This is a genomic window from Microcystis sp. M165S2 (assembly GCF_020245885.1).
In the GTDB taxonomy this organism is placed as follows: Bacteria; Cyanobacteriota; Cyanobacteriia; order Cyanobacteriales; family Microcystaceae; genus Microcystis.
On the sequence record NZ_JADBTZ010000187.1, the window covers coordinates 1 to 22,466 of the forward strand.

At 42.7% G+C, this 22,466-nt stretch carries 22 protein-coding genes and 2 pseudogenes; 15 read left to right on the forward strand and 9 right to left on the reverse strand.

All coding sequences use genetic code 11. The features are described 5' to 3' along the window. Window positions 1-170: 170 nt before the first annotated feature. From lepA to IM479_RS09785, 6 genes and pseudogenes are all read left to right on the forward strand, one after another. Complete coding sequence (lepA, locus tag IM479_RS09760) at window positions 171-1,982, forward strand: translation elongation factor 4 (RefSeq protein ID WP_286826227.1); 1,812 nt, start codon at window positions 171-173, stop codon at window positions 1,980-1,982. 55 nt (window positions 1,983-2,037) lie between these two features. Next, on the forward strand, window positions 2,038-3,195 hold the full coding sequence (locus IM479_RS09765) for an AAA family ATPase (RefSeq protein ID WP_287685139.1): 1,158 nt from the start codon (window positions 2,038-2,040) through the stop codon (window positions 3,193-3,195). Between the two features lie 3 nt (window positions 3,196-3,198). Next, window positions 3,199-3,882: a hypothetical protein gene (locus tag IM479_RS09770; RefSeq protein ID WP_287685138.1), complete on the forward strand. Its 684-nt coding sequence runs from the start codon at window positions 3,199-3,201 to the stop codon at window positions 3,880-3,882. 268 nt (window positions 3,883-4,150) lie between these two features. After that, window positions 4,151-5,965, forward strand: coding sequence for an ABC transporter ATP-binding protein (locus IM479_RS09775; RefSeq protein ID WP_287685137.1), 1,815 nt, complete (start codon window positions 4,151-4,153; stop codon window positions 5,963-5,965). Window positions 5,966-6,296: 331 nt separating this feature from the next. After that, window positions 6,297-6,605: pseudogene (locus tag IM479_RS09780) on the forward strand (DUF4164 domain-containing protein). Window positions 6,606-6,809: 204 nt separating this feature from the next. Further along, window positions 6,810-9,449 (forward strand): cation-translocating P-type ATPase, encoded by a 2,640-nt coding sequence (locus IM479_RS09785; protein ID WP_287685136.1) that lies wholly within the window; start codon window positions 6,810-6,812, stop codon window positions 9,447-9,449. Between the two features lie 275 nt (window positions 9,450-9,724). Here the strand turns inward: IM479_RS09785 and hemB are convergent, their stop codons facing one another. After that, entirely contained in the window at window positions 9,725-10,711 is a 987-nt protein-coding gene (hemB, locus tag IM479_RS09790; RefSeq protein WP_286826222.1) for a porphobilinogen synthase, read from the reverse strand. A 467-nt stretch (window positions 10,712-11,178) separates the two neighbouring features. On the opposite strand from hemB, the gene IM479_RS09795 reads away from it, so the two are divergent. Both IM479_RS09795 and IM479_RS09800 read left to right on the forward strand, forming a co-directional pair. After that, the gene (locus IM479_RS09795; RefSeq protein ID WP_287685135.1) at window positions 11,179-11,544 is read left to right on the forward strand and encodes a phasin family protein; all 366 of its coding nucleotides are present in this window, start codon (window positions 11,179-11,181) and stop codon (window positions 11,542-11,544) included. A gap of 57 nt (window positions 11,545-11,601) precedes the next feature. Next, entirely contained in the window at window positions 11,602-11,982 is a 381-nt protein-coding gene (locus tag IM479_RS09800; protein WP_287685134.1) for a hypothetical protein, read from the forward strand. A gap of 79 nt (window positions 11,983-12,061) precedes the next feature. Here IM479_RS09800 and IM479_RS09805 read toward each other — a convergent pair whose 3' ends face one another. The 3 genes from IM479_RS09805 to IM479_RS09815 form a co-directional block, all read right to left on the reverse strand. Further along, window positions 12,062-12,211, reverse strand: a complete 150-nt coding sequence (locus tag IM479_RS09805; RefSeq protein WP_287685133.1) for an isochorismate synthase — start codon at window positions 12,209-12,211, stop codon at window positions 12,062-12,064. Window positions 12,212-12,378: 167 nt separating this feature from the next. Next, a complete protein-coding gene (locus IM479_RS09810) occupies window positions 12,379-13,011 on the reverse strand; it encodes a retron system putative HNH endonuclease (RefSeq protein ID WP_287685132.1) in 633 nt (210 codons plus the stop codon). Beyond that, a complete protein-coding gene (locus IM479_RS09815) occupies window positions 13,008-14,282 on the reverse strand; it encodes an AAA family ATPase (RefSeq protein ID WP_287685131.1) in 1,275 nt (424 codons plus the stop codon). The genes IM479_RS09810 and IM479_RS09815 overlap by 4 nt, the downstream gene beginning before the upstream one ends. Window positions 14,283-14,322: 40 nt before the next feature. Between IM479_RS09815 and IM479_RS09820 the strand changes: the two genes are divergently transcribed. Further along, window positions 14,323-14,550, forward strand: coding sequence for a hypothetical protein (locus IM479_RS09820; protein WP_287685130.1), 228 nt, complete (start codon window positions 14,323-14,325; stop codon window positions 14,548-14,550). 40 nt (window positions 14,551-14,590) lie between these two features. Continuing rightward, the gene (locus tag IM479_RS09825) at window positions 14,591-15,781 is read left to right on the forward strand and encodes a class I SAM-dependent methyltransferase (protein ID WP_287685129.1); all 1,191 of its coding nucleotides are present in this window, start codon (window positions 14,591-14,593) and stop codon (window positions 15,779-15,781) included. A 226-nt stretch (window positions 15,782-16,007) separates the two neighbouring features. Here the strand turns inward: IM479_RS09825 and IM479_RS09830 are convergent, their stop codons facing one another. The 4 genes from IM479_RS09830 to IM479_RS09845 form a co-directional block, all read right to left on the reverse strand. After that, window positions 16,008-16,247, reverse strand: coding sequence for a DUF4327 family protein (locus IM479_RS09830; protein WP_002738935.1), 240 nt, complete (start codon window positions 16,245-16,247; stop codon window positions 16,008-16,010). Window positions 16,248-16,583: 336 nt separating this feature from the next. Next, a complete protein-coding gene (locus IM479_RS09835; protein ID WP_287685128.1) occupies window positions 16,584-17,072 on the reverse strand; it encodes a diacylglycerol kinase family protein in 489 nt (162 codons plus the stop codon). Window positions 17,073-17,104: 32 nt separating this feature from the next. Continuing rightward, window positions 17,105-17,614: an rRNA maturation RNase YbeY gene (ybeY, locus tag IM479_RS09840; RefSeq protein WP_286826214.1), complete on the reverse strand. Its 510-nt coding sequence runs from the start codon at window positions 17,612-17,614 to the stop codon at window positions 17,105-17,107. A gap of 11 nt (window positions 17,615-17,625) precedes the next feature. Then, window positions 17,626-17,811 carry a DUF3285 domain-containing protein gene (locus IM479_RS09845; RefSeq protein ID WP_043999662.1) on the reverse strand — a complete coding sequence of 62 codons (186 nt, stop codon included), beginning with the start codon at window positions 17,809-17,811 and terminating at the stop codon, window positions 17,626-17,628. Window positions 17,812-18,107: 296 nt separating this feature from the next. On the opposite strand from IM479_RS09845, the gene IM479_RS09850 reads away from it, so the two are divergent. The 5 genes and pseudogenes from IM479_RS09850 to IM479_RS09870 form a co-directional block, all read left to right on the forward strand. Then, on the forward strand, window positions 18,108-19,544 hold the full coding sequence (locus tag IM479_RS09850; RefSeq protein WP_287685127.1) for a RecQ family ATP-dependent DNA helicase: 1,437 nt from the start codon (window positions 18,108-18,110) through the stop codon (window positions 19,542-19,544). Window positions 19,545-19,700: 156 nt separating this feature from the next. Further along, window positions 19,701-20,201: a hypothetical protein gene (locus tag IM479_RS09855; RefSeq protein WP_287685126.1), complete on the forward strand. Its 501-nt coding sequence runs from the start codon at window positions 19,701-19,703 to the stop codon at window positions 20,199-20,201. A gap of 596 nt (window positions 20,202-20,797) precedes the next feature. After that, on the forward strand, window positions 20,798-21,022 hold the full coding sequence (locus IM479_RS09860; protein WP_256094027.1) for a DUF4160 domain-containing protein: 225 nt from the start codon (window positions 20,798-20,800) through the stop codon (window positions 21,020-21,022). Continuing rightward, window positions 21,003-21,317 (forward strand): DUF2442 domain-containing protein, encoded by a 315-nt coding sequence (locus tag IM479_RS09865; RefSeq protein ID WP_002752929.1) that lies wholly within the window; start codon window positions 21,003-21,005, stop codon window positions 21,315-21,317. The genes IM479_RS09860 and IM479_RS09865 overlap by 20 nt, the downstream gene beginning before the upstream one ends. 143 nt (window positions 21,318-21,460) lie before the next feature. Continuing rightward, a pseudogene (locus IM479_RS09870) lies at window positions 21,461-21,664 on the forward strand (hypothetical protein); the annotation flags it as partial. Window positions 21,665-22,072: 408 nt separating this feature from the next. Here IM479_RS09870 and IM479_RS09875 read toward each other — a convergent pair. After that, a partial coding sequence (locus IM479_RS09875; protein WP_287699390.1) for an RNA-guided endonuclease TnpB family protein occupies window positions 22,073-22,466 on the reverse strand: 394 nt, incomplete at its 5' end.

Here is a 22,466-nt window from a genome sequence, read left to right on the forward strand (position 1 = left end):
TGGGGAGTAGTCCCTAAGAGTGCTTGCCTTGTAGGTGTAGTCGGACTAGACATGAAGCTGTAAGACCAAAATTAGCTTTGCTAGTAGAGGCAGGATTCAGCCCAAGAATCTCCGCACTTTTAGGGCGGAGAGTGTCAAAAACCCCTGACTTTTGCCAGCAGTGAACCACGATGACTGATGTTCCCGTTTCTCGCATTCGCAATTTTTCCATCATCGCTCATATCGATCATGGTAAATCAACTCTCGCTGATCGCCTCCTGCAAATTACGGGAACCGTAGCCCAACGGGAGATGAAAGAACAATTTCTTGATAATATGGACTTGGAACGGGAACGGGGTATCACCATCAAGTTACAAGCGGCACGCATGGATTATACCGCTAAGGATGGTCAAAAATACGTTCTCAATCTGATTGACACCCCGGGCCATGTGGATTTTTCCTACGAGGTTTCTCGGTCTCTAGCGGCGTGCGAGGGAGCTTTATTAGTTGTAGATGCGTCCCAAGGCGTGGAAGCGCAAACTTTAGCCAATGTTTACCTAGCACTGGAAAATAACCTCGAAATTATCCCAGTTTTAAATAAAATCGACCTACCCAGTGCCGAACCGGAACGAGTGGCGGCGGAAATCGAGGAAGTGGTGGGTTTAGACTGTAGTGAGGCGATTCGTGCCTCGGCTAAGGCCGGGATCGGTATTAATGATATTCTAGAGTCGATCGTCCAATTAGTTCCCCCTCCCCAAGATACCCTCGCAGAACCCTTCCGAGCTTTAATTTTTGATAGTTATTACGACGCTTATCGAGGGGTAATTGTCTATTTCCGCGTCATGGATGGTCGGGTGAAAAAGGGCGATAAAATTCGTTTTATGGCTTCTGGTAAAGAATTTATTATTGATGAATTGGGAATTTTATCACCGCAACAGGTACAAGTAGATGAACTTCACGCGGGAGAAGTGGGTTATCTGGCAGCCGCAATTAAAACTGTCGCTGATGCCCGGGTGGGTGATACGATTACTCTAACCGCTAAACCGGCAAAAGAGCCTTTACCCGGTTATACGGAAGCAAAACCGATGGTTTTCTGCGGATTATTCCCCACCGATGCCGATCAGTACGCCGATCTCAAAGATGCGCTGGAAAAGTTAAAATTAAACGATGCAGCTCTATCCTACGAACCAGAAACTTCTAGCGCCATGGGTTTTGGTTTCCGTTGCGGTTTCTTGGGACTGCTACACATGGAAATCGTGCAGGAAAGACTAGAAAGGGAATATAACTTAGATTTAATTACCACTGCTCCCTCGGTAGTTTATCAGGTCACTACCACCGATGGGGAAATTGTCGAAGTGGATAATCCTAGTTTGTTACCTTCCCCACAAAAACGGGAAAAAATTGAGGAACCTTATATCCAAGTGGAAATGATTACTCCGGAAACCTATGTAGGTGCTTTGATGGAATTATGTCAAAGTCGTCGGGGAGTTTTCAAGGATATGCGTTATTTTACTAAAACTCGCACCGCTTTGATTTATGAGTTACCTTTAGCAGAAGTGGTGACAGACTTTTTTGATCAATTAAAATCTCGATCGCGCGGTTACGCTAGTATGGAATATCAATTAATTGGCTATCGGGAAAATGAGCTAGTTAAATTAGATATTATGGTCAATGGTGATCCCGTTGATGCTTTAGCGATGATCGTTCACCGGGATAAAGCTTATTATGTTGGTCGCGCTTTAACTGAGAAGTTAAAAGAATTGATTCCCCGGCATCAATTTAAGGTTCCCATTCAGGCCGCTATTGGTTCTAAAATTATCGCTAGTGAACATATTCCTGCTTTAAGAAAGGATGTCTTAGCTAAGTGTTATGGTGGCGATATTAGCCGCAAGAAAAAGCTGTTAGACAAGCAAGCAAAAGGGAAGAAACGGATGAAAGCGATCGGAACTGTTGATGTCCCGCAAGAGGCATTTATGGCAGTCCTAAAACTCGATCCTCAGTAAAGTCTAGGGGTGAGAATTAACTCACCCTTTTTAGTTTTGGCAGTGGCTAATTATTATGAAGCTTTTGAGATTATCCTATCAAGATTTAGCCTCTGGATTAAGTATAGATTATTGCGACTTTTTTCCAGATTTGAATTTATTAGTTGGTATCTCAGGTGCAGGAAAAACCTCTATTTTAAAGGCAATTAGTAATTTAAAAAGAATCGCTAACGGTGCATCGGTAAATGGTGTAAAATGGGATGTAGAATTTTTAACCAATGATCATGTTCGTTATCATTGGTTGGGTGAATTTGAGGTTAAAAAAGCCCGTTCTCTTATCAAAAATGATGCAGATGAAGTCAATAGTAATGACGGCGAAAATAAGGTTAGTATAATTAGGGAAACTCTTTTAAAAGATCAAGAGGTTTTGATCGAAAGAAACCAAGAGGTAATTGAGTTTAAACATTCAAAGACACCAAAACTACCATCTTATTTAAGCTGTATAGAGCTTTTCAATCAAGAAGAAGATGTTTTCCCTGTTCGACAGGAATTTAACAAAATTATTTTCAATCCACTTAGGTTTGCTATCTCATATTCAACATTTGATAAAATCCTTAGAAACTACGAATATAACGAATATAACTCTCTCTCTGAATTACAATCGAGTCAACTTGATATTTCCGACAAACTACTGATCACTTATCAAAAATATCCCGATACGTTCGAGATAATAAAGATAAAGTTTTTTAAAATTTTCCCTCAATTTGAAGATTTAAAAATAGAATCTTTAAAACCTTTTTCATTAACTCGAAGTGGTTTACTTAAAAACCCACCTTACATACAAATAAAAGAAAAAAACTCTCATGTCTGGATTTTAGAACCAAATATCTCCTCTGGAATGATAAAAAGCCTGATGTTCTTAGCAACGATCGAATTATCTGCTGCTGGCCGCGTTATATTAATCGATGAATTTGAAAATAGTTTGGGGGTTAACTGTTTGGACACTTTAACAGAAGATTTATTAGTTAATTATCGAGATTTACAGTTTATTATTACCAGTCATCATCCTTATATAATTAATAATATCAGTGCTGCCTATTGGAAAATAGTCACTCGTAAAGGAGGAGTAATTCAGGTACACAATGCGGCTGATTTTCATATTTCTAAAACTCGACAAAAAGCCTTTATTGATCTTATCAATGTCTTAGAAGAATTTCCCCAAGGAATTAGTTAATCGATGAATATTTACTTTTTAGTTGAAGGAAGAAGTACCGAAAAAAAGCTTTATACTGCCTGGTTAACTCATCTTATTCCCGAATTTAAGCGAGTTGATTTTTACGATCAAGTCAATCACAATAATTACTTTCTGATTAGTGGTAATGGCTACCCCTCCATACTTAATGAGGGAATTCCTAACGCTATCGATAAAATTCAAGAAGTATCCAAATATAACTATCTAGTCATCTGTCTCGATGCTGATGAGGATACTGTCGAAGAAAGAGAACAATATGTTAATGACTTTATCACCAAACATATTACTGTTCCTGCAACAATCGAAATCGTGATCAGCATTCAAAATCGCTGTCTTGAAACATGGCTACTAGGCAATCGCACAATATTTAATTCTAAACAACCTTTACAGGGAATTTTAGCTGATTATGTTCAACACTATGATGTTTACGAAAATGATCCCGAACTAATGGGTAGATTTAATTGCAGAAATCATGCCGATTTTCATTTTGCTTATCTAAAGTCTATTTTTGAAGCTAAACGTTTGTCTTATTCTAAAAAATTCCCTGGGGAAGCTCAAGAACAATACTATCTTAATGAATTAAAAAAGCGTATCGATAAAACTGAACACTTAAAAACCTTTCAGAAATTTATTAATTTTTGTGATAATATTCGCCAAAATTTCCGATAAATTGATCTGTGGTGCTTCTGCCAAGGATGAAATATAAGCTGATCTGGCATCGTCTGCTGACTAATGGCTGGGTGAAAATGTAGTACGGACTGTGATTGAGAATACAAGACTATGACAAGGCTTTTGTCCTAGAAATTTCTAGATCGGCCGATTTTTGTAGTATTGTAGTATAATGGTAACTCCAGAAAAACAATCATAAAAGTGCCGTCAGTATCTTCAGTTAGCAGTTACCAGATAGAAGTTAAAAATTGGCAATTTACTTGATGTTATGGCTTCCTTACGGGATATTCTCAGTTACTACCGCAATTATCAAAAAGCCGCCTTTTTGAGTATTGGTGCAGCGAGTGTCTTTGAAATTATCGATCTGATGGTTCCCTATGCTGTCGGACAGATTCTTAATGTTCTTTCTGATCAGCCTTTAGATGGATTCGTGCAATCTTTGGTTGATCGCACCATGATTTTAACTCCCTTTGCCTCAGAAAAGTGGGTTAGTTTGGCAGTATTATTAGGCTTAATTTTCCTAACCACGGTAATTAAAGCACCAATTCAGCCTTGGGTGGGTGTCTGGTTTCACTGGGAAATATCCTTAAGAGCGAGACGAGATCATCTCAGAAAAATTATTGCCAAAATTCTCACCTTACCCCTCTCTTTTTACGATGAAAATAATCCTGGACGCATCGCTAACCGGATTGCCAAAGGGATAGAAAATCATACTTGGACTTATCCCGAAGTGGCGGGAATGATGATCCCAAAATTGTTTAGAGTTTTCGGTATTTTTATTGTTATTTGGGTAATTCAATGGCAGATCGCCCTTGCTTTTCTTATTTCTTTTGTATTAATTGTAGCTTTTGTTGTGAGAGATTTAAAAGATTTAATGCAAAAAGAAAGGATTCTGGATCAGCACATCGAAAATACCCAAAGTCGCAATTCTGAGATTATTACTAATATCAAAACCGTCAAAGCTTTTGCCACAGAAGGACAGGAATTATATCGTCAGAAACAGCGTTTAGAGAGAGAATTTACCTACGTTATCCATCGCATTCATAAGGGTTATGTGGACTTAATTACTTGGGAAAAAACTCTCGTCCAAGCTAGTTTATTTGGAGTATTTTTCTTTACTCTCCTAGCTACCGTTCAAGAGAAAATCTCGATCGGGCATTTTATCACCACCTATACCCTCGCTAGTATGGCCTATGCGGAATTAGATCCCCTATCCCAAATGGCAGAAACTTTCGCCCGTCGCTATGCTTCTATGGCACGTCTAAACCAATTTATGAACTTGCCCAGTGGCACTGATGCTGGTAGTCTTTTAGCCGATCATGCCCAACACAATCCCTATCGTTTTATGGGTAAACTAGAATTAAGTAATCTTAGCTTTGGCTATAGTCCAGAAAGAATGATTGTCAAGGATATTAATATTCTGATTGAACCCTATCAAACCTTAGCATTAGTGGGAAAATCTGGTTCAGGAAAATCCACTTTAGTTAAGTTACTTTTCCGCTATTTTGAACCGAATCAAGGGCAAATTCTGATGGATGGCGAGGATATTAGTCGCTTAGATGTGACTTGGTATCGGCGACGGTTAGCGATTGTCCATCAAGAAGTAGATGTGTTTAATGGTACGGTGTTAGAAAATCTCACCTACGGTAATCCTAATATTAGCTTTGAGAAGGTAGAAGAAGCCTGTAAAATTGCCCGTGTTGATGAATTTATTCATGAATTATCTAATGGTTATTCCACTATTGTAGGGGAAAGGGGCGTGCGTCTTTCGGGGGGACAAAGACAGCGTTTAGGAATTGCTAGGGCGTTAATTGTTGATCCAGATGTGTTAGTTTTTGATGAGGCCACTTCTAGCTTAGATTATGAGTCAGAAAGAGCCATTCAACTAGCCATGAAATCAATACTAGGCACTCGCACCACGATTATTATCGCCCACCGTCTTAGTACTGTTCGAGAAGCTGATCAAATTGTCGTCTTGGATAATGGTCGCATTGTCGAGATCGGTAGTCATGACCAATTATTAAATCAGCAGGGAATCTATCAACGTCTCCACTCTTTACAAGAAAGCGGCGAACTGGTTTAGTTTTAAGATAGTCCCCGATAGCGGACTGAGAAAATATATCTAATGGAAGTTGATCACCATGTCTAACGAAACCGTTACCTAGGGCTTGCTGAATAATGGTAAAACCCTTTTAAAATAAAGCTTTTGACCTGTTAAAGTCCGATGTGCATGCTGCGAAAATAGGATTGGGACTTTCAAAAACCTTGCATTATCCTTCTTATAGTACATCGCTTGGTACAAAAAACAAGGGCAACAAAGCCTGAAACGACCGGCTACTGACTCGGAGACTCCTGACTCCTACCCCCACCGAAAAACTTTTTCAGCAGACCCTACCTATTCCCTAGAAGCTGTTTTGACTAGGATTGAGGGGAAAATTGACAATTTCCAAAAAGACGTTGACCAAAAATTTGAAAGTCTCCAAAAAGATGTTGACCAAAAATTTGACACTTTCCAAAAAGATGTTAACTAAAAATTTGACAAAATCGACGAACGGTTAAATAAGCTAGAGGTAGGACAGGCAAAGTTAACCGAAAAGGTTGAGGGAATCGATAATCGCCTAAAATCAGTGGAAGGAACCCAAAAAAATCAGGTTTGGACATTAATTATTCTTTGGGCAAGTGCGATCGCGGTTGCTTTCCTGACAACCTTCTCAAAGATTTGATCTAATCTCAGACAGAAGTAAGCCGGAGCCAATTACCCACTCTCACGCGATGTGCAACTAAAAACGACGGAATCAGGGTTACAGAGGATACTTTATCTCTGCTGATTTCTGAAAGCTTTGTCAATCAAGACTAAAAATATAGTTGCACACGGGGTCACTCTCTATATGCGAGAATAGCCTGTGTGAAAAACCTAGGTAAGTGTTATGGTTGCACCTATGCAAAATAGGCAGTTTAACGGGTTGTCTAGTCAAGAAGCTGGCGATCGCTTGAAACAGCATGGCTACAACGAACTGCCCTCGACCCAGCATCGTACTTTTTTAAGGATCGCCCTAGACATTATCCAAGAGCCGATTTTCTTGCTCCTGATTGCCTGTGGTGTCATCTACCTCTTTTTGGGTGATGCTCAAGAAGCTCTGATTTTGTTGGGGTTTGTCTTTTTTATTATTGGCATCAATCTTTACCAGGAGCAAAAAACGGAACGTTCTCTAGAAGCACTGCGGGACTTATCCAGTCCTCGGGCCTTGGTGATTCGAGATGGGGAGCGGCAGCGGATTGCGGGGCGAGAAGTGGTACAGGGGGATTTGATCGTGGTGGAGGAGGGCGATCGCGTTCCTGCGGATGCGATTTTGCTGTGGTCGACTCACTTGACGATTGATGAATCGCTGTTAACCGGAGAGTCTGTTCCGGTCAGGAAACGTACCATCCAGCTGGAAGAAGACCCGAAGCACCTTTCAGCCACCTTGAGACCGGGTGGAGACGACTTACCCACTGTCTATTCCGGTACTCTTGCGGTACAAGGGCAGGGCATTGCCCAGGTGCAAGCAACGGGTATAGGCACTGAAATGGGAAAAATTGGCAAAGCTCTGCAAACGGTTGAACCGGAAGACACTGTCTTACAGAAAGAAACCCGTCGCATTGTCGGTAAATTGACGATGATTGCGCTTGCCATTTGCGCGGCGGTGGTCGTGATTTATGGACTAACCCGGGACGATTGGTTGCATGGCTTTTTGGCAGGATTAGCGCTGGCAATGGCAATTTTGCCCAATGAAATTCCGGTGGTGCTGGCCATCTTTCTGGCTCTGGGAGCGTGGCGATTCTCGCAAAAACAGGTACTAACTCGTCGCATTCCAGTGGTTGAAACCCTGGGTTCTGCCACCGTTCTTTGTGTCGATAAGACTGGAACCCTGACATTGAACCAAATGGCCGTCAAACAGTTGTTGGTTTACAGAGGCTCCAATGCTTATCTGTACGATGTGACGCTCCACGAGCGCGAACCCTTGCCCGAAGTCCTTCATCCCCTGATCGAGTTTGGCATTCTAGCGAGTCGCAAAGATCCCTTTGACCCGATGGAGAAAGCGTTGCAGCAAATTGGTTGGAATTACCTGGCCAAGACTGAACACCTGCATAGCGATTGGCAACTACTGCGCGAATATCCCCTGTCCACCGATCTCTTGGCCATGTCCTGTGTCTGGGAATCCCTGACGGGGGAGCTTACCGTTGCGGCAAAAGGGGCCCCAGAAGCGATCGCTGATCTCTGCCATTTCAGCCCGATTCAGCAACAGGAGCTTGCCGAACAGATCCAGGCAATGGCCACAGAAGGTTTGCGAGTTCTGGGAGTCGCTCAAGGACGCAAAATAGGAACATTACCCAAAACTCACGCTCTTGAGTCATCTGGGCCTCTAGCCTACTTGGAATCTGACGATCGCTTACCTGTTCAACAACACGACTTTGAGTTTGAATTTGTCGGACTCATCGGACTGGAAGACCCCGTGCGTCCTACCGTCGCACCTGCGATCGCCGAATGCTATGGTGCGGGAATTCGCGTTGTGATGATTACGGGTGATTATCCAGTAACAGCCCAGAACATTGCCCGTCAGATTGGACTCAGGCCTTTAGACAAGGTGATCACCGGCAGGGAACTGGAGCAAATGGGTGAGTCGGAACTGCGCGATCGCATTCAAAGCACCAACATCTTTGCCCGTGTCGTCCCCGAACAAAAACTATTGATTGTCAATGCACTGAAACGCTCCGGTGAAATTGTGGCCATGACCGGCGATGGTGTCAACGATGCCCCAGCACTCAAGTCTGCCCATATCGGCATTGCCATGGGTGAACGGGGTACCGATGTAGCGCGAGAGTCTGCCGATCTGGTCTTGTTGAAAGATGATTTTTCGTCCATCGTCGAATCGGTCAAACTGGGAAGACGTATCTTTGACAACCTGAAAAAGGGGATGGCCTATACCTTAGCCGTTCACGTTCCGATCGCAGGTATGTCCTTGATTCCAGTCATGTTTGGCTGGCCCTTGGTGCTACTCCCGATCCACATTGCCTTTCTGCACTTAATTATCGATCCGGCCTGCACGGTTGTGTTTGAAGCTGAACCGGCAGAAAGCGATATTATGCGCCGCCCCCCCCGTAATCCCAAAGAACCCTTGTTCAGTCGTCGGACGTTGCGATTGGCCTTGCTTCAGGGGATCAGCGTTTTAGTGGTACTGGTTATTGTATTTGCGATCGCCTATAGCAACGGCAATAGTGAATTAGATGCTCGTGCCTTAGCATTTACGACATTGATTATCTCCAACCTCGCTATGATATTAACCAATCGTTCCTGGTCCCGAACGATTCCAGAAATGCTCCAAGCTCCTAATCAGGCTTTGTGGTGGGTGATCGGCGGTGGACTCCTGTTTTTGGGATTAGTTCTCTATGTTCCCTTGCTACGACACCTGTTCAGCTTTTCACTTCTACATACTGATGATTTGCTGGTCAGCTTAGTTTCTGGAGTTGTCAGTATTTTCTGGTTTGAAGGACTAAAACTGTGGAACCGTCGGAACTTGAACATCTAAAAAATAAAAGTCATCTACCGCTCCTGAACTCAATCGTTGGAAAGTATTTTGGCTCTTCTGGTTTCTGTGTGGAAACGAGGTCTATACTGATAGAATATCCGCAAAATAGTCCTAAAAGTCTTGCCAAATAAGCACTTCAGGATTACATAAGCAAAAATTATCACACAAAGTCGAGAAGAGCCAGTATTTTTTTCAGGTAATCCCTAGAATTAATAGTAGCAACCTCACCACCCCCTTATCCTGATCGGTTAGCCAAAAATTGTCACTTTTCCGATTTAACCCTCTGCTAACCAGCGCACGGCATCCTTAGCGTGGTAGGTTAAGATAATATCGGCACCCGCCCGTTTAAAGCTGGTTAAAGTCTCTAAAGTCACTCGTTTTTCGTCAATCCAGCCATTTAACGCCGCCGCTTTAATCATTGAATATTCCCCCGACACATTGTAGGCAGCCACGGGTAAATTAGTCATTTCCTTGATTCTCCAGATAATATCCAGGTAAGATAGAGCAGGTTTAACCATTAACATATCTGCTCCCTCTAATACATCTAATTCCACCTCTTTTAAGGCTTCCCTGGCATTACCCGGATCCATTTGGTAGGTTCTGCGATCGCCGAATTGGGGGGTAGAATCGGCGGCATCCCGAAACGGCCCATAATAGGCAGAGGCATATTTAGCCGTATAGGAAAGAATCGGTGTATCACTATAACCCGCCTCATCCAATCCCTGACGAATTGCCTGCACGAAACCATCCATCATTCCCGACGGTGCAATGATATCCACTCCCGCTTTTACCTGGGAAACGGCGGTTTTTTGCAATAATCCCAGAGTAGGATCGTTTAACACCCTGCCGGTTAAATCTCCCGTTTGCAGATAACCACAATGACCATGGTTAGTATATTCACACAAACAAGTATCAGCGACAATGAGTAGATCGGGAACTGCCTCTTTAATCGCTGTGGCCGCTTTTTGCACAATACCATGATCGTGCCATGCTCCCGTCGCCTCTGTGTCTTTACTTTCTGGCAGCCCGAATAAAATAATCGCTGGGATTCCTAAATCCCGCACTTCCTTGGCTTCGTCAACAATTTTATCGATTGATAATTGGTACACCCCCGGCATCGATTTCACTTCCTGGGCAATACCTTCCCCCGTCGTGGCGAAAAGGGGATAGATAAAGTCATTGGCTGTCAAGACGGTTTCACTCACCAGACGGCGCATTTGAGGGGTTTGACGCAGACGACGGGGGCGATGAATAGGAAACATAGTTTTTTGTGATTAAATCGGGAATCTTGTCTCGATTCTTTAGTTTAAATCTTTGCTGAGGATGAACACAAATCAATTCAGCCGGCAGCCAGCAGCCGGCAGCTATCCGCAATATTTAGTTATTTTGAGCTTAATCACAATATTTAGGTCAAAAATGACCTGATGAGGCTCTATCGTCGTTTTGAGGGCGAAAAACCAGCAATTTGACTAAAATTTAATCTTTATAGCCATCACTTTTGCTGTCGCCACCACCGCGTCTATTTACAAAACTTTACCTCATCAGAGGATTAGGGAAATGGGGAGATAGGAAGATAGGGAAATGGGGAGATAGGGAAATGGGGAAATTTCAACTAATACCCCAACACCCAAACCCCAACACCCAAACCCCAACACCCAAAACCCATCTCCATTTGCGAGAAGGATCGTTTATTCTAGGAAATAAGAGCGATCGATTCAGGATTTTTGCTATGGCCAACTTAGGTGATTTAGTCAAAAAAGCAGTTTATTTGGGCGTAGGCATTGCTACTTATGCCGCCGAAAAAGCTGAAGTAAATTTACAAGAATTAAGAAATCAAGCCCAAAAATTAGCCGATGAAATGATTTCTCGCGGCGAAATAAACGCGGAAGAAGCGCGCAAATACGTCGATGAGTTGGTGAAACAGGCACAACAGCAAACGGTAGAGGGTAACGAATCTAATATTCCCCATGAACCCCGACGGATAGAAATTATTGAAGATGAGGAGGACACCAAAGCAGCCGATCCAAAAGTAGATGAATTGCAGCAAAAGGTGGAACGTCTTCAGGAGGAATTGCGGAAACTACAACAGGATTAAACCTAATTTTAGGGACAAATAATTAATTATTACCAGACAAGGGATGCAAGTATAAACATGGACGATTGGCAGAAGGATTTTTGGGAAGTGATCGAAACTGTGGCGGTGGGAATTGAAACTTTTTTCCAAGAAGTGACCCAAACTATCGAAGAAATTAATGAGGAAATTATCATCGATCTGGAACAGTTCATTCAAGAGGTTTTACCCCAGGAATTAGAAGAATTTTTTAACTCCGATGAATCCCTATTTTCGGAATTAGATGAACCCTCGGATTTTATCCTCACTCCCAAGGTTAACCCCGATCCTAACACCCATCCTGCTTGTATCGGTTGCCGTAATTATCACGGTTATATCTACGGAGGCAATCTTCTCGTCTGCGGTTTCCATCCCTACGGTTGGGATGGTGATAGTTGTCCCGATTGGCAAGCAGAGGATTAATTATTTTTCTACAAAATCAGGTAGGGTTATTATCCCTACCCATAACTTTTATCTCAAAGCAATTGTCTGTCATTTTTAGTTAAGAATTACCCTTGGGAGCATGGTAGGGTTCCGCATCAAAAGGCTGCATCCCCACATCTGGATATTCATCATTGTTGGGGCTAAAAATGCGGGCAAAAGCCTCTGTTAGGTACTGGACAGCATTGTGTAATGTATCCTTGATATTCATTGCTTTTCTCTCCGACTCTCGACAACAATCCCAGTTCAACTTCGGATAAGGTTGATCCACCCCTCCACCCCAATTATCTGGCCAGAATCTTATCAATTGTTGACTTTTGCAATAATTCTTGAATAATCTTCATAAGACTTGATGTTTTTTCTTGTTTATTTAAACTTTTATAATAATTCTTGTATTTTTGTAAAGGAAAGATTATTCAATAAAACACCGTATCTTTGTTGATCATCTAAGCACAAATATCGATTGACAAAAACTTTTAATTCAGCATTATTTATCTCCTCATCCAAAAAAGGCTCGATGGCTTTCTGACGAAGTGCTTTGATTTTGTTGAGGTTTAATCCCAACTTTTCGATAGTATTAATTGCTTTTTGATCATTTTCTTGTGCGGGTTTAATTGTACCATCATAATTAAAAGCAAAGTGAGACTCACAATCGGGATTAAGTGGAGAGATTAAGAGATTTTCATCAAACCAGCTATTTTTTAGATTACCACAGTGCCGAGGTTCACCAGTCCTAAGATTTGCCTGACAGGAACATAGCAAATTGGCATAATCTAAAGGATCAACAGTGGGATCACTTTGAGGTTTAAAATGTTCTATATGGCATTCACCATCAACCAATCGACTTTCACAATAACAACATATTTCCCCCTGTTCTGTCATCAAAGCTTTAATTAGTATTTCTTTTGGTTTTCCCGCTAAACTTTTAAAGTCGGGCTGCCAATCTGAGTTAGCTTGCTCTTTCCAATTCTTAAACTCCGGTGGTTCTTGTCTTTTCCTAATATACTTCATTTTCCGATAATTTCCTTGCGTCGAATGATAACTTCAGCTTTAATTAATTCTGGATCATCTTGAATTTTAGCTCTGAGATCATTGATTTTATTTTTAGCTGCCTCTAATTGATTGTGAGATATTTGTTCATAGATATCTTTCAAAGCTTCAGCGATTTCCTTGGGACGAGTTGTCTCTAATCCCATCAAATCTTCCAAAATTCGATCAACATTTTTGCCGTAGGACTCCTGCACGGGATGAAATTTTATTCCCATTTCTGTTTGTTCCATGAAGTGTAAACTTTCTGGCTGAACATGAGTGATAATATTAGGAGAATGGGTGGAAATAAAAAATTGACAGTTAGGAAAAACTTCTAGTAATTTAGGTACTACAAATCTTTGCCATTGAGGATGTAAATGTAAATCAATTTCGTCAATGATAATAACACCATTACCCCTTAAGGGATCAGAATTTTGAGGATTAGCAATCGCCATTCTTCGAGCTAAATCTCCCAGCATAGCAATCAGACATTTTTCTCCATCAGAAAGTTGATTAACAGTAACTATTTTATCCTTTTTTGTTACTTCCATTCTTAAAGGATTACGACGGACGCTAAGATTAGTAAAATCGGGTAGAAAACGTTCGATCGTTTCCCGAACTGCTTCCAATTGGGGATCGGGAAAACAAAAACCTTCTGGTTTAATTAGATCATACTGATATCTTCTATTTTCATTTTCTAAATCTTCACGTTCGCAAAACCATTCAAAAAAAGTGCGAAAATATGATCCACTGGTTAAATCATTTTCGTAGGCACTTAGAGAATCAAATTTATGTTTTGTTCTCATTGGTATATCCAGCACCGCTCGATTAACAGAATAATCAACAAATAAAGGTAAGTTAATTTGTCCTTGATGTTCAGTAATTTGTCGTTGTATTTTTTTAGTATAATCATTTAATTGCCTAAAATTACTCCCTTCCCCAGCGGGGATATATCCAGTCCTAGTTTTTACTATTTTCCAAGTAATCTCTTGACTATCTTCCGTCACCCCAGTGATTTCAATTATAGCCGTCCACTGACCATTATTAATCTCGGTTTCGCTAATCTTTCGTCCACTGGCATTAGTATTTTTTAGGCGATTAACTAACCATGAAAGCATAATCGCCAAACTATCTAAAATGGTAGATTTTCCAGAACCATTAACTCCTATAAATACGTTTAGTTGCCGATGAAAGTCAATGTTTAAACTGACTGCACCTCGATAATTAATAAGCTTTATAGACTTAATTTTCATGGATTTTTGTATCGGCAAGATTTGCTTATATTTGAGATAATTGTTAGAGAATGACTCCCAGATAATTTTTTATAAAACTGAGACATGGTTAAGAGGCAATCCCGATGAAAAAATTTTCATCACCAGAGATGAAAGAGGTTTCTTTACCTACACCCCACACCCCACACCCCACACCCTACCCCCACCGAAAAACTTTTTCAGCAAACCCTATTTATCGAAAATTTGGGTTAAAACCCCGACTGACTTTCCCGATCGCTGCTGTCTGTGAGACAATCGATCGAGTGTTATCCTAAACTCCGCCAATTTTCATGTCCGACGACGCTACTATTCGCACTGCTGTACAACGTCTCTACAATACCTATCCTTTCCCCCCCGAACCGCTCCTAGACGAACCTCCTCCGGGTTACAATTGGCGCTGGAATTGGATTGCTGCCTATAACTTTTGTTGTCATCATAAACCCGAACGAGAGGATATCCGGATTCTCGATGCGGGTTGTGGTACTGGTGCAGGAACCGAATATCTGCTCGCGCTCAACCCCTTTGCTAATATAGTCGCTATAGATATCAGTGAAAAAGCCTTAGAAATTGCCAAAGAACGCTGTAATCGTTCGGGAGTCGCCGCAAAACACCGAGCTTCTCTGGCTTTTCACCATTTACCTCTAGAATCTGCCACTAATCTCCCCGGAGAATTTGATTTAATTAACTGCGTCGGGGTGCTGCACCATCTCCCAGACCCGATTAAAGGTATTCAATCGCTCGCGCAAAAACTGGCCCCCGGGGGTCTGCTGCACATTTTCGTCTATGCACAATTGGGACGCTGGGAAATCCAGTTAATGCAATCTGCGATCGCAATTTTGCAGGGAGACCGACGCGGGGATTATAAAGATGGGGTCGCTGTCGGACGAGAGATTTTTGCCTCTCTACCGGAAGATAATCGCATTTTGAAACGGGAAAAAGAGCGTTGGTCAATGGAAAATTATCGCGATGAATCCTTCGCTGATATGTACGTTCACCCCCGGGAAGTGGACTACAATATCGATACCCTCTTTCAACTGATTGATGCGTCAGGATTAGCCTTTATTGGCTTTTCTAACCCTTCCTACTGGCAATTAGACCGTTTATTGGGTAAATCCCCCGAATTGATGGCTAGGACGCAAAATTTAGGAGAAAGGGAACGTTATCGCTTGACGGAATTATTAGACCCCGAAATCACCCACTATGAATTTTTCCTCGCTAAACCACCGATTTTGACTGCCGATTGGTCCCGGGATCAAGTCCTAGAGAATGCAGTGGCCGAAGTTCATCCCTGTCTTTACGGTTGGCCTAGTGCAAGTGTTCTAGATTACGATTATCGGCCGGTTAATCTCTCGGAGAGAGAATTTGCTTTTCTACAAGCTTGTGATGGTCGTTTAACTGTGGCAGAAATCGACGCTCAAGTTGCCTTAGGATTAACTGGTGTGCGTTCTTTACAACAGCGCCAACTACTGATTTTAACTTAGGAAAAATTTGGGGATGTTAGAGATAGCGTCCCTTGGCAATGGGTAACTTGTGAACTAACTTTGCTAAATCTTGCCAAAACTTTTTTTTCTTAACAATTATCACCCCCCTGTCCCCATAGTTTCAGCCCCAGAATTAACCGGGGCTGAATTATAATAGTTAAAAAAGTGGACAAGGCTGCTAAATTTCTGATCAGTCCGATTTTTGCCCATTGGCAAATGGGAGAATTTAATCATTATCCCAAGATTCCGAGGCGATTAAGTCACCAATTTGATCTCTGAGAAGGTAGTCACATCGTTCTAGTTCACATTCAACACAAACCCACTCCCGGGGGGGAATGAACTGACAGAGAGTGTAGATCGGTTGGTGTCTGCTTACTACCCCCTGTTCTACCATCTGACGGACTTCGTCCTTGATCATCCTGATAGAGTAAGCGGTGGGAGCGGTGGAGAAAGTTATGGCACTCATGGGAGATTTCCTGCAAGATCTACAAAAGAAGTCTTATCACTAACTATAGTCTAACCTATAGAGGGACAAAAGAGATTTTTTGCTGTATCGACGATTACAATTTTTTATATATAGCGAAACCCTCTCCCCTCGCCAGTTTAGGCTTAGGTTAAGAAAAGTTAAATTTATCGGCTAAAAGTTGTCGAGTCCTCTTATGCCAAATCGGCCTTTTTAGCCGTCAGGAGTCAGGAGTCAGGAGATGGGGTGATAGGGTGTTGGGGTGTTAGGGTTTTGGGGTTTTAGTTGAAATTCCCCCACTTCCCCACTTCCCCACTTCCCCACTTCCCCACTTCCCGCTTACCCTAATAAATGGGGAATAAAAATAAAAGCCGCTACGAGTAAAGCGGCGATCGAGGCGATTAAAACGGCACCAGCGGCACAATCTTTCGCTATTTTGGCTAAATCATGGTAGGATTGCCCCACCGTCAGATCTACCACTGATTCTAGGGCAGTGTTAATTAATTCTAAGACCATCACCAGAGCGCAGGTAAGGGAGACAATCGCCATTTCTAGGGCATTAACCCGCAAAAATAAGCCCCAACTAATCGCTACTAGGGTAATCAGGGTGTGAATGCGAAAATTTCTTTGACTGACAAAAGCATAACAGACTCCTGCCCAAGCGTAGCGAAAACTGACTAACAGATTCGAGGCGACTTGCCAAGCGTATTCTCTTTGACTGGGATTGTTGCCCTCACTCACCTGTCCCGATCGAGGGATAAAATTATTGTTGAGATAGGGATTAGGTATGCTGGCAGATTGGTTGGCTTGATGATAATTTGTCTTCATATTCCTCAATAATGCTTGACAAAAACAACTAACTATGTATCGGCAATTTTGACGGTTGTTAACAAAGTTTCCTGTAAAGATAGCATTTCTAACAGACTTGTTTCATCGGGATGGTCCCAACCCAAAAGATGTAAACAAGCGTGGGCAGTTAACCAGGCCAATTCTCGTGCCAAAGAATGATTTTGTGTTAAAGCCTGTTGTTGTGCTGTCTCCACAGAGATGATAATATCCCCCAAATATAAAGGTTCAGTCTCTAAAATGCCCTCATCCACTGGGAAATCCACTTCGAGAGCGGCAAAAGCGAGAACATCCGTCGGTTGATCTTTGTGGCGATATTGGGAATTATAGGTCCGAATTTCTCGATCGTCTGTTAAGCGCAAACTTAGTTCATAACCGGCGGCAACGGGGAGATAATCCGATAGATAACTTAACCATGTCTCCAACCAATAGTGCCAAGTTTCCCCATCCACAGGACTATTTCCGGGATCAAAATAATTGTCCTGTAGGCATAAATCCACCACTAGGGGCAAAGTCTCACTCACCAGATTTCACCCTAGGGACGCGTCAGATAGGAAATACCCACAAAAAAGGCTAATAGGGCCGCCGTAGTCAAAAAAAAGTGTTTTAAAGAGATGCCTTTTTTCTTGACCATATTCCGCATCGCCAGCTTGACGTAACTGGGTTGCGCTTCGGTGGCGGTTTCTACTGCGGGGTCGGTGGCACTAACAGGTTCAGTCATCAGTAATTCCCCAGACAAAGATTGATCGCTATAAGTGTAACAGATTATTACAGAAGCGCAAAAACAATTCCAGTCAGTGGAAAAATTGTTCCCCTTCCGGGATAGTCAAAGTGGTCACTGCGTGCGCGTTGCGGGGGGTTTTGGGGTGTTAGGGTGTTAGGGTTTTAGTTCAATTTCCCCACTTCCCCAATTCCCCAATTCCCCACTTCCCCAATTCCCCAATTCCCCAATTCCCCAATTCCCCAATTCCCCAATTCCCCACTTCCCCAATTCCCCACTTCCCCAGCAGTCTAACCATGTCTTCCCACGATACCGAAAGCATCCAGACTATTTTTCAAAAAATTTGGGGCTATGATAGCTTTCGCTTTCCCCAACAGGAGATTATCGAGACAATTTTAGCGGCAAAAGATGCCCTGATTGTCATGCCCACGGGATTCGGTAAATCTATCTGTTTTCAATTGCCCGCTTTATTAAAAACCGGCTTAACCCTAGTGATTTCCCCCTTAGTTGCCCTCATGGAAAATCAGGTGGAGGAATTATTAGCCAAAAAATTACCCGTTGCCCTGATTCATCACGAAATCCCCCGACAACAGAGAAAGAAAACTTTAGATGCGATCGCAAGTCAAACCCTGCGACTTCTCTATCTTTCCCCGGAAACGCTCTTAAGTCCGCCCCTCTGGTCAAAATTAACCCTTCCCCACGTTAAAATTAACGCTCTCATCCTCGACGAGGCCCATTGTTTAACCCAGTGGGGCGATAATTTTCGTCCTGCTTACCGTCGTCTCGGTGCTGTCCGTCCCGCTCTTCTGCAATCGAAACCGGCCGGCAGCCAAATAGCGATCGCTGCTTTTACCGCCACCGCTAACCCTGCCACCCGTGAGACTCTCACCCGCGTCTTACAACTAGAAAAACCACAGCTTTTCTTAATAAATCCTTACCGTCAAAACCTTGACTTAAGCACGAAAATATGTATTAGCCCTGGTTGTCGTCGTCATCAACTATTAAACTTCCTCACCGGTCAATCTCGACAATCCGGCCTGATCTATACTCGTTCCCGTCGCCATAGTGAAAATTTAGCGGCATGGTTGCAATCTCTCCATTATCGCACCAGTGCCTACCATGCCGGTTTATCGCCCTTTCAGCGTCGGGAAATAGAACAAAATTGGCTGCGGGGGGATTTAACTTTTGTTGTCTGTACCTCAGCTTTTGGCATGGGTATCAATAAACCCGATGTGCGTTGGGTTGTCCACTACCAACCCCCAGCTTTACTATCAGAATACCTACAGGAAATCGGCCGCGGTGGTCGCGATGGCGGCAAAATGCAGGCTCTCACCTTAATTAGTGAACCGACGGGATGGTTAGATAATAGCGATAAAAACCAGCAAAAATTCTTTAACTCCCAACAGGAGCGTCAATACCGACAAGCTTGGCAAATTTTAGCCCAAATTCCCCTAGAGGGCAAAGTAGAGGCGATTAGTGCCGAATTTCCCGATGGTGCGCTCATTCTCTCCCTTTTACACAGTCTCGATCGCCTAGAATGGCTCGATCCTTTTCATTATCGGCTTATTTATCGCCATAATTCAGCCAAGATGACTTTTAAACCCAAAAATGAGATATTTCCCTACCTCTATACCCGTCGCTGTCGTTGGCACTTTCTGTTAAATGCCTTTGGGTTTCAGGAAAATGCCGATAATTTTCGCTGTGGTCATTGCGATAATTGTCGTCGCAGCTGATACCATTTAGTGAACAATCGACTATAACAAATCACCGCACCCGAAATAATAGTGAAATTTTGTGACCAAGTGCAGCCAAATACAAGAATCTTTGCTAGATTCCTAGAAGGCTTCTATGATAAGTCTCCTTAATTATCCTACGCACTTTGAACTGATATGGAACAACAACCCCCGCAATTAAACGGCGGTCAGAAAGAATTTACTATCAACTCGATTAATGACCGTCTACAAAAAGCAGTGGAATTGGCTAAAACTTGTGATCGGGATGCGGGGAGATCATCAAGGTATAAGCGGAGGGGTAGATTGATAAATGGGATAGGCGGTGGCTCAATAGCATTGCTAGGAATTGTAGTGACTGCACTTCCTCCCAATGCAGAGATTATTCGGAAATATATTGGTATTGCCAGTGCTGTGGCCGGCTCAATAATTGCGACCGCAGGTCAATATATTGACCCTGCAAGGGCTAGGCAACGTGCTATCGACCTAAAAACTTTAAAAGTACGACTAGAAAATCTTGCAGAAGAGAGTCATGTGCAGTTTTTGGGGTTGCAGAATGATCAGGCAGATATAAATGAGCTAGTCGCATTGAATAAAAAGTTTATGGATGAGTTTGCCGAGATTCAAAAAGAAGCTTTTGACCGAGGGGTTGATGTTTGATTGGTTCGATTACTGAGAGATCTTTGAACGCCATCGAGTTGTAAGGTGTGTTAAAAAAATATGAAGCTCTAATTCCCCTGCAAATCCTCAAACCTGAGACTAAAATTTTGTAGTGTGATCGCCGATATTGTAGTAAGATGCACTCTAAGTATGATCGCCGATCTTGTAGGGTGCGTTCCCTAATGTGGCTCCTACGGCTCCACCGATCGATTTTTGGGGAACGCACCATGCACATTTATTGAAGCTGTGGGTTTAAGTGCGATCGCCGATCTTGTAGGGTGCGTTCCCTAATGTGGCTCCTACGGCTCCACCGATCGATTTTTGGGGAACGCACCATGCACATTTATTAAAGCTGTGGGTTTAAGTGCGATGCCAAAGGCACTGGGTAGCAGCCGTAGTGCGATCGCCGATCTTGTAGGTTGGGTTGAGGCAACGAAACCCAACACCTTCGGAACTAAACTGCCAACGCTAATCTTGTATTGTTCTTAACCTTAAATAGCCTTTGGCCTACATGAGCATATTCACAGATTGACAGTCAGCGAGGCATTCAGCTATGTTTGAGATATTTAGAGCAAAACTTTTGAATGCCCACGCTGTTGACCGTTGGCCCATATCGATTCTTTTGCTACGCAGGCGATCGCCATGAGCCACCTCACATCCATGTTGAACGAGATCGAGAGATCGCTAAATTCTGGCTTCAGCCGGTTCGTCTTCAGAGTAACCAAGGATTTAACCGCACCGAAATTAACCGCATTCAAAAACTTGTTCAAGAAAACCAAGAACAATTACTAGCAGGCTGGAATGACTTTTTTAACGAATGAAGTATTTGAAACATTGGCAATTCAGCAATTGGCCATCACAGATGACACACTCAGTGTAGATTTGTCTGATGGGCGCACTATATCTGTTCCCCTGGCATGGTATCCTCGGCTCCTGCATGGCTCAATTGAGGAGCGCAATGATTATCGCTTGCTCGCTGGTGGCAGTGGAATCCATTGGAATCAACTAGATGAAGACATTAGCACTAAAAACTTGATTCTTGGCCAACCATCAGGGGAAAGTCAAAAATCATTGAAGCGTTGGTTAAATAATCGAGTGCGATCACCGATCTTGTAGTGCGATCGCCGATCTTGTAGGTTGGGTTGAGGCAACGAAACCCAACAATATTTGATTTAAGGTGTGTCACCGCAGTAACACACCTTTTACCTATCAGTCATCAGGAGAGCTTATTTATTTTCTGCTTAGATTCGGTTAAAACTGTACGTTCTCAAGTCGAGGAAGGGAATCATGGGAGAATTGTAGCAATAGACATCGAAACAGGGGCTTTTGAAGTGGCTGACGACAGCCTAACAGCTGCTAAACAACTGTTAATACGTTTTCCTGATGCACAAATATTTGGTATTCGGATTGGGCATCGCGCTGTCCATCGTTTTGGCTTTCGTTCCCCCAGTGTGTTGCCATGATGATGGGGAGCGTTAATTTGCGCCGAGAAGCAATTATTCAATGGAGATTTAACTGTTGGCGATATTACTCAAGGAATTCAAAAGTGAGACCTTGTTAAAGTTATGTAGGTGGCTTCCCTACTTTTCACCAAGCAAATTATGGACAAGGAGATGTTTTTGGTGTGGTTCTGATTAAAAAAGGTTACGGGAAAAGTGTTAGCATTCCCTTATCACAATTGAGATAGCAAAAAGAGCGATCGCCGAATTGGAAGGTACTTTAGTGCAGCATAACGCACCTTCCAATTCACTGCGTCAGAATTTTAACCAATAATTCTGGTGCAATCCGAAATCCAGCTTTGTCTACTAAGTCATCGATCAAAGGCTGTATTGAGATCCTCACCGCCGTAAACGGACGGTGATTCCCAAACCTCACGATTTGGGTTTCTGCTTCTTTCCCTTGCGGGGTTTCGCACCTGCCTTAACAGTTTTACTCTGTTCTGGTCTTATGGTCGCTCTACAGACTGACACCGCAAGTGCTGCGGCCAAAATGTTTTTACTAGCGTGAATATCTCGGTCATGGTGAGTCCCACAGTCTGGACAGTCCCATTCTCGAATATTTAACGGCATTTTCTCAGCAATATACCCGCAATTACTACACCGCTTAGAACTAGGAAACCATCTAGCTATTTCGATGTAATTTCTCCCATACCAACGGCATTTATAGGCTAATTGTCGAGTTATTTCTCCCCAACTAACGTCAGATATTGCCTGAGATAATTTCGGGTTTTTGACCAGATTCTTGACGGCTAAATTCTCAACCACA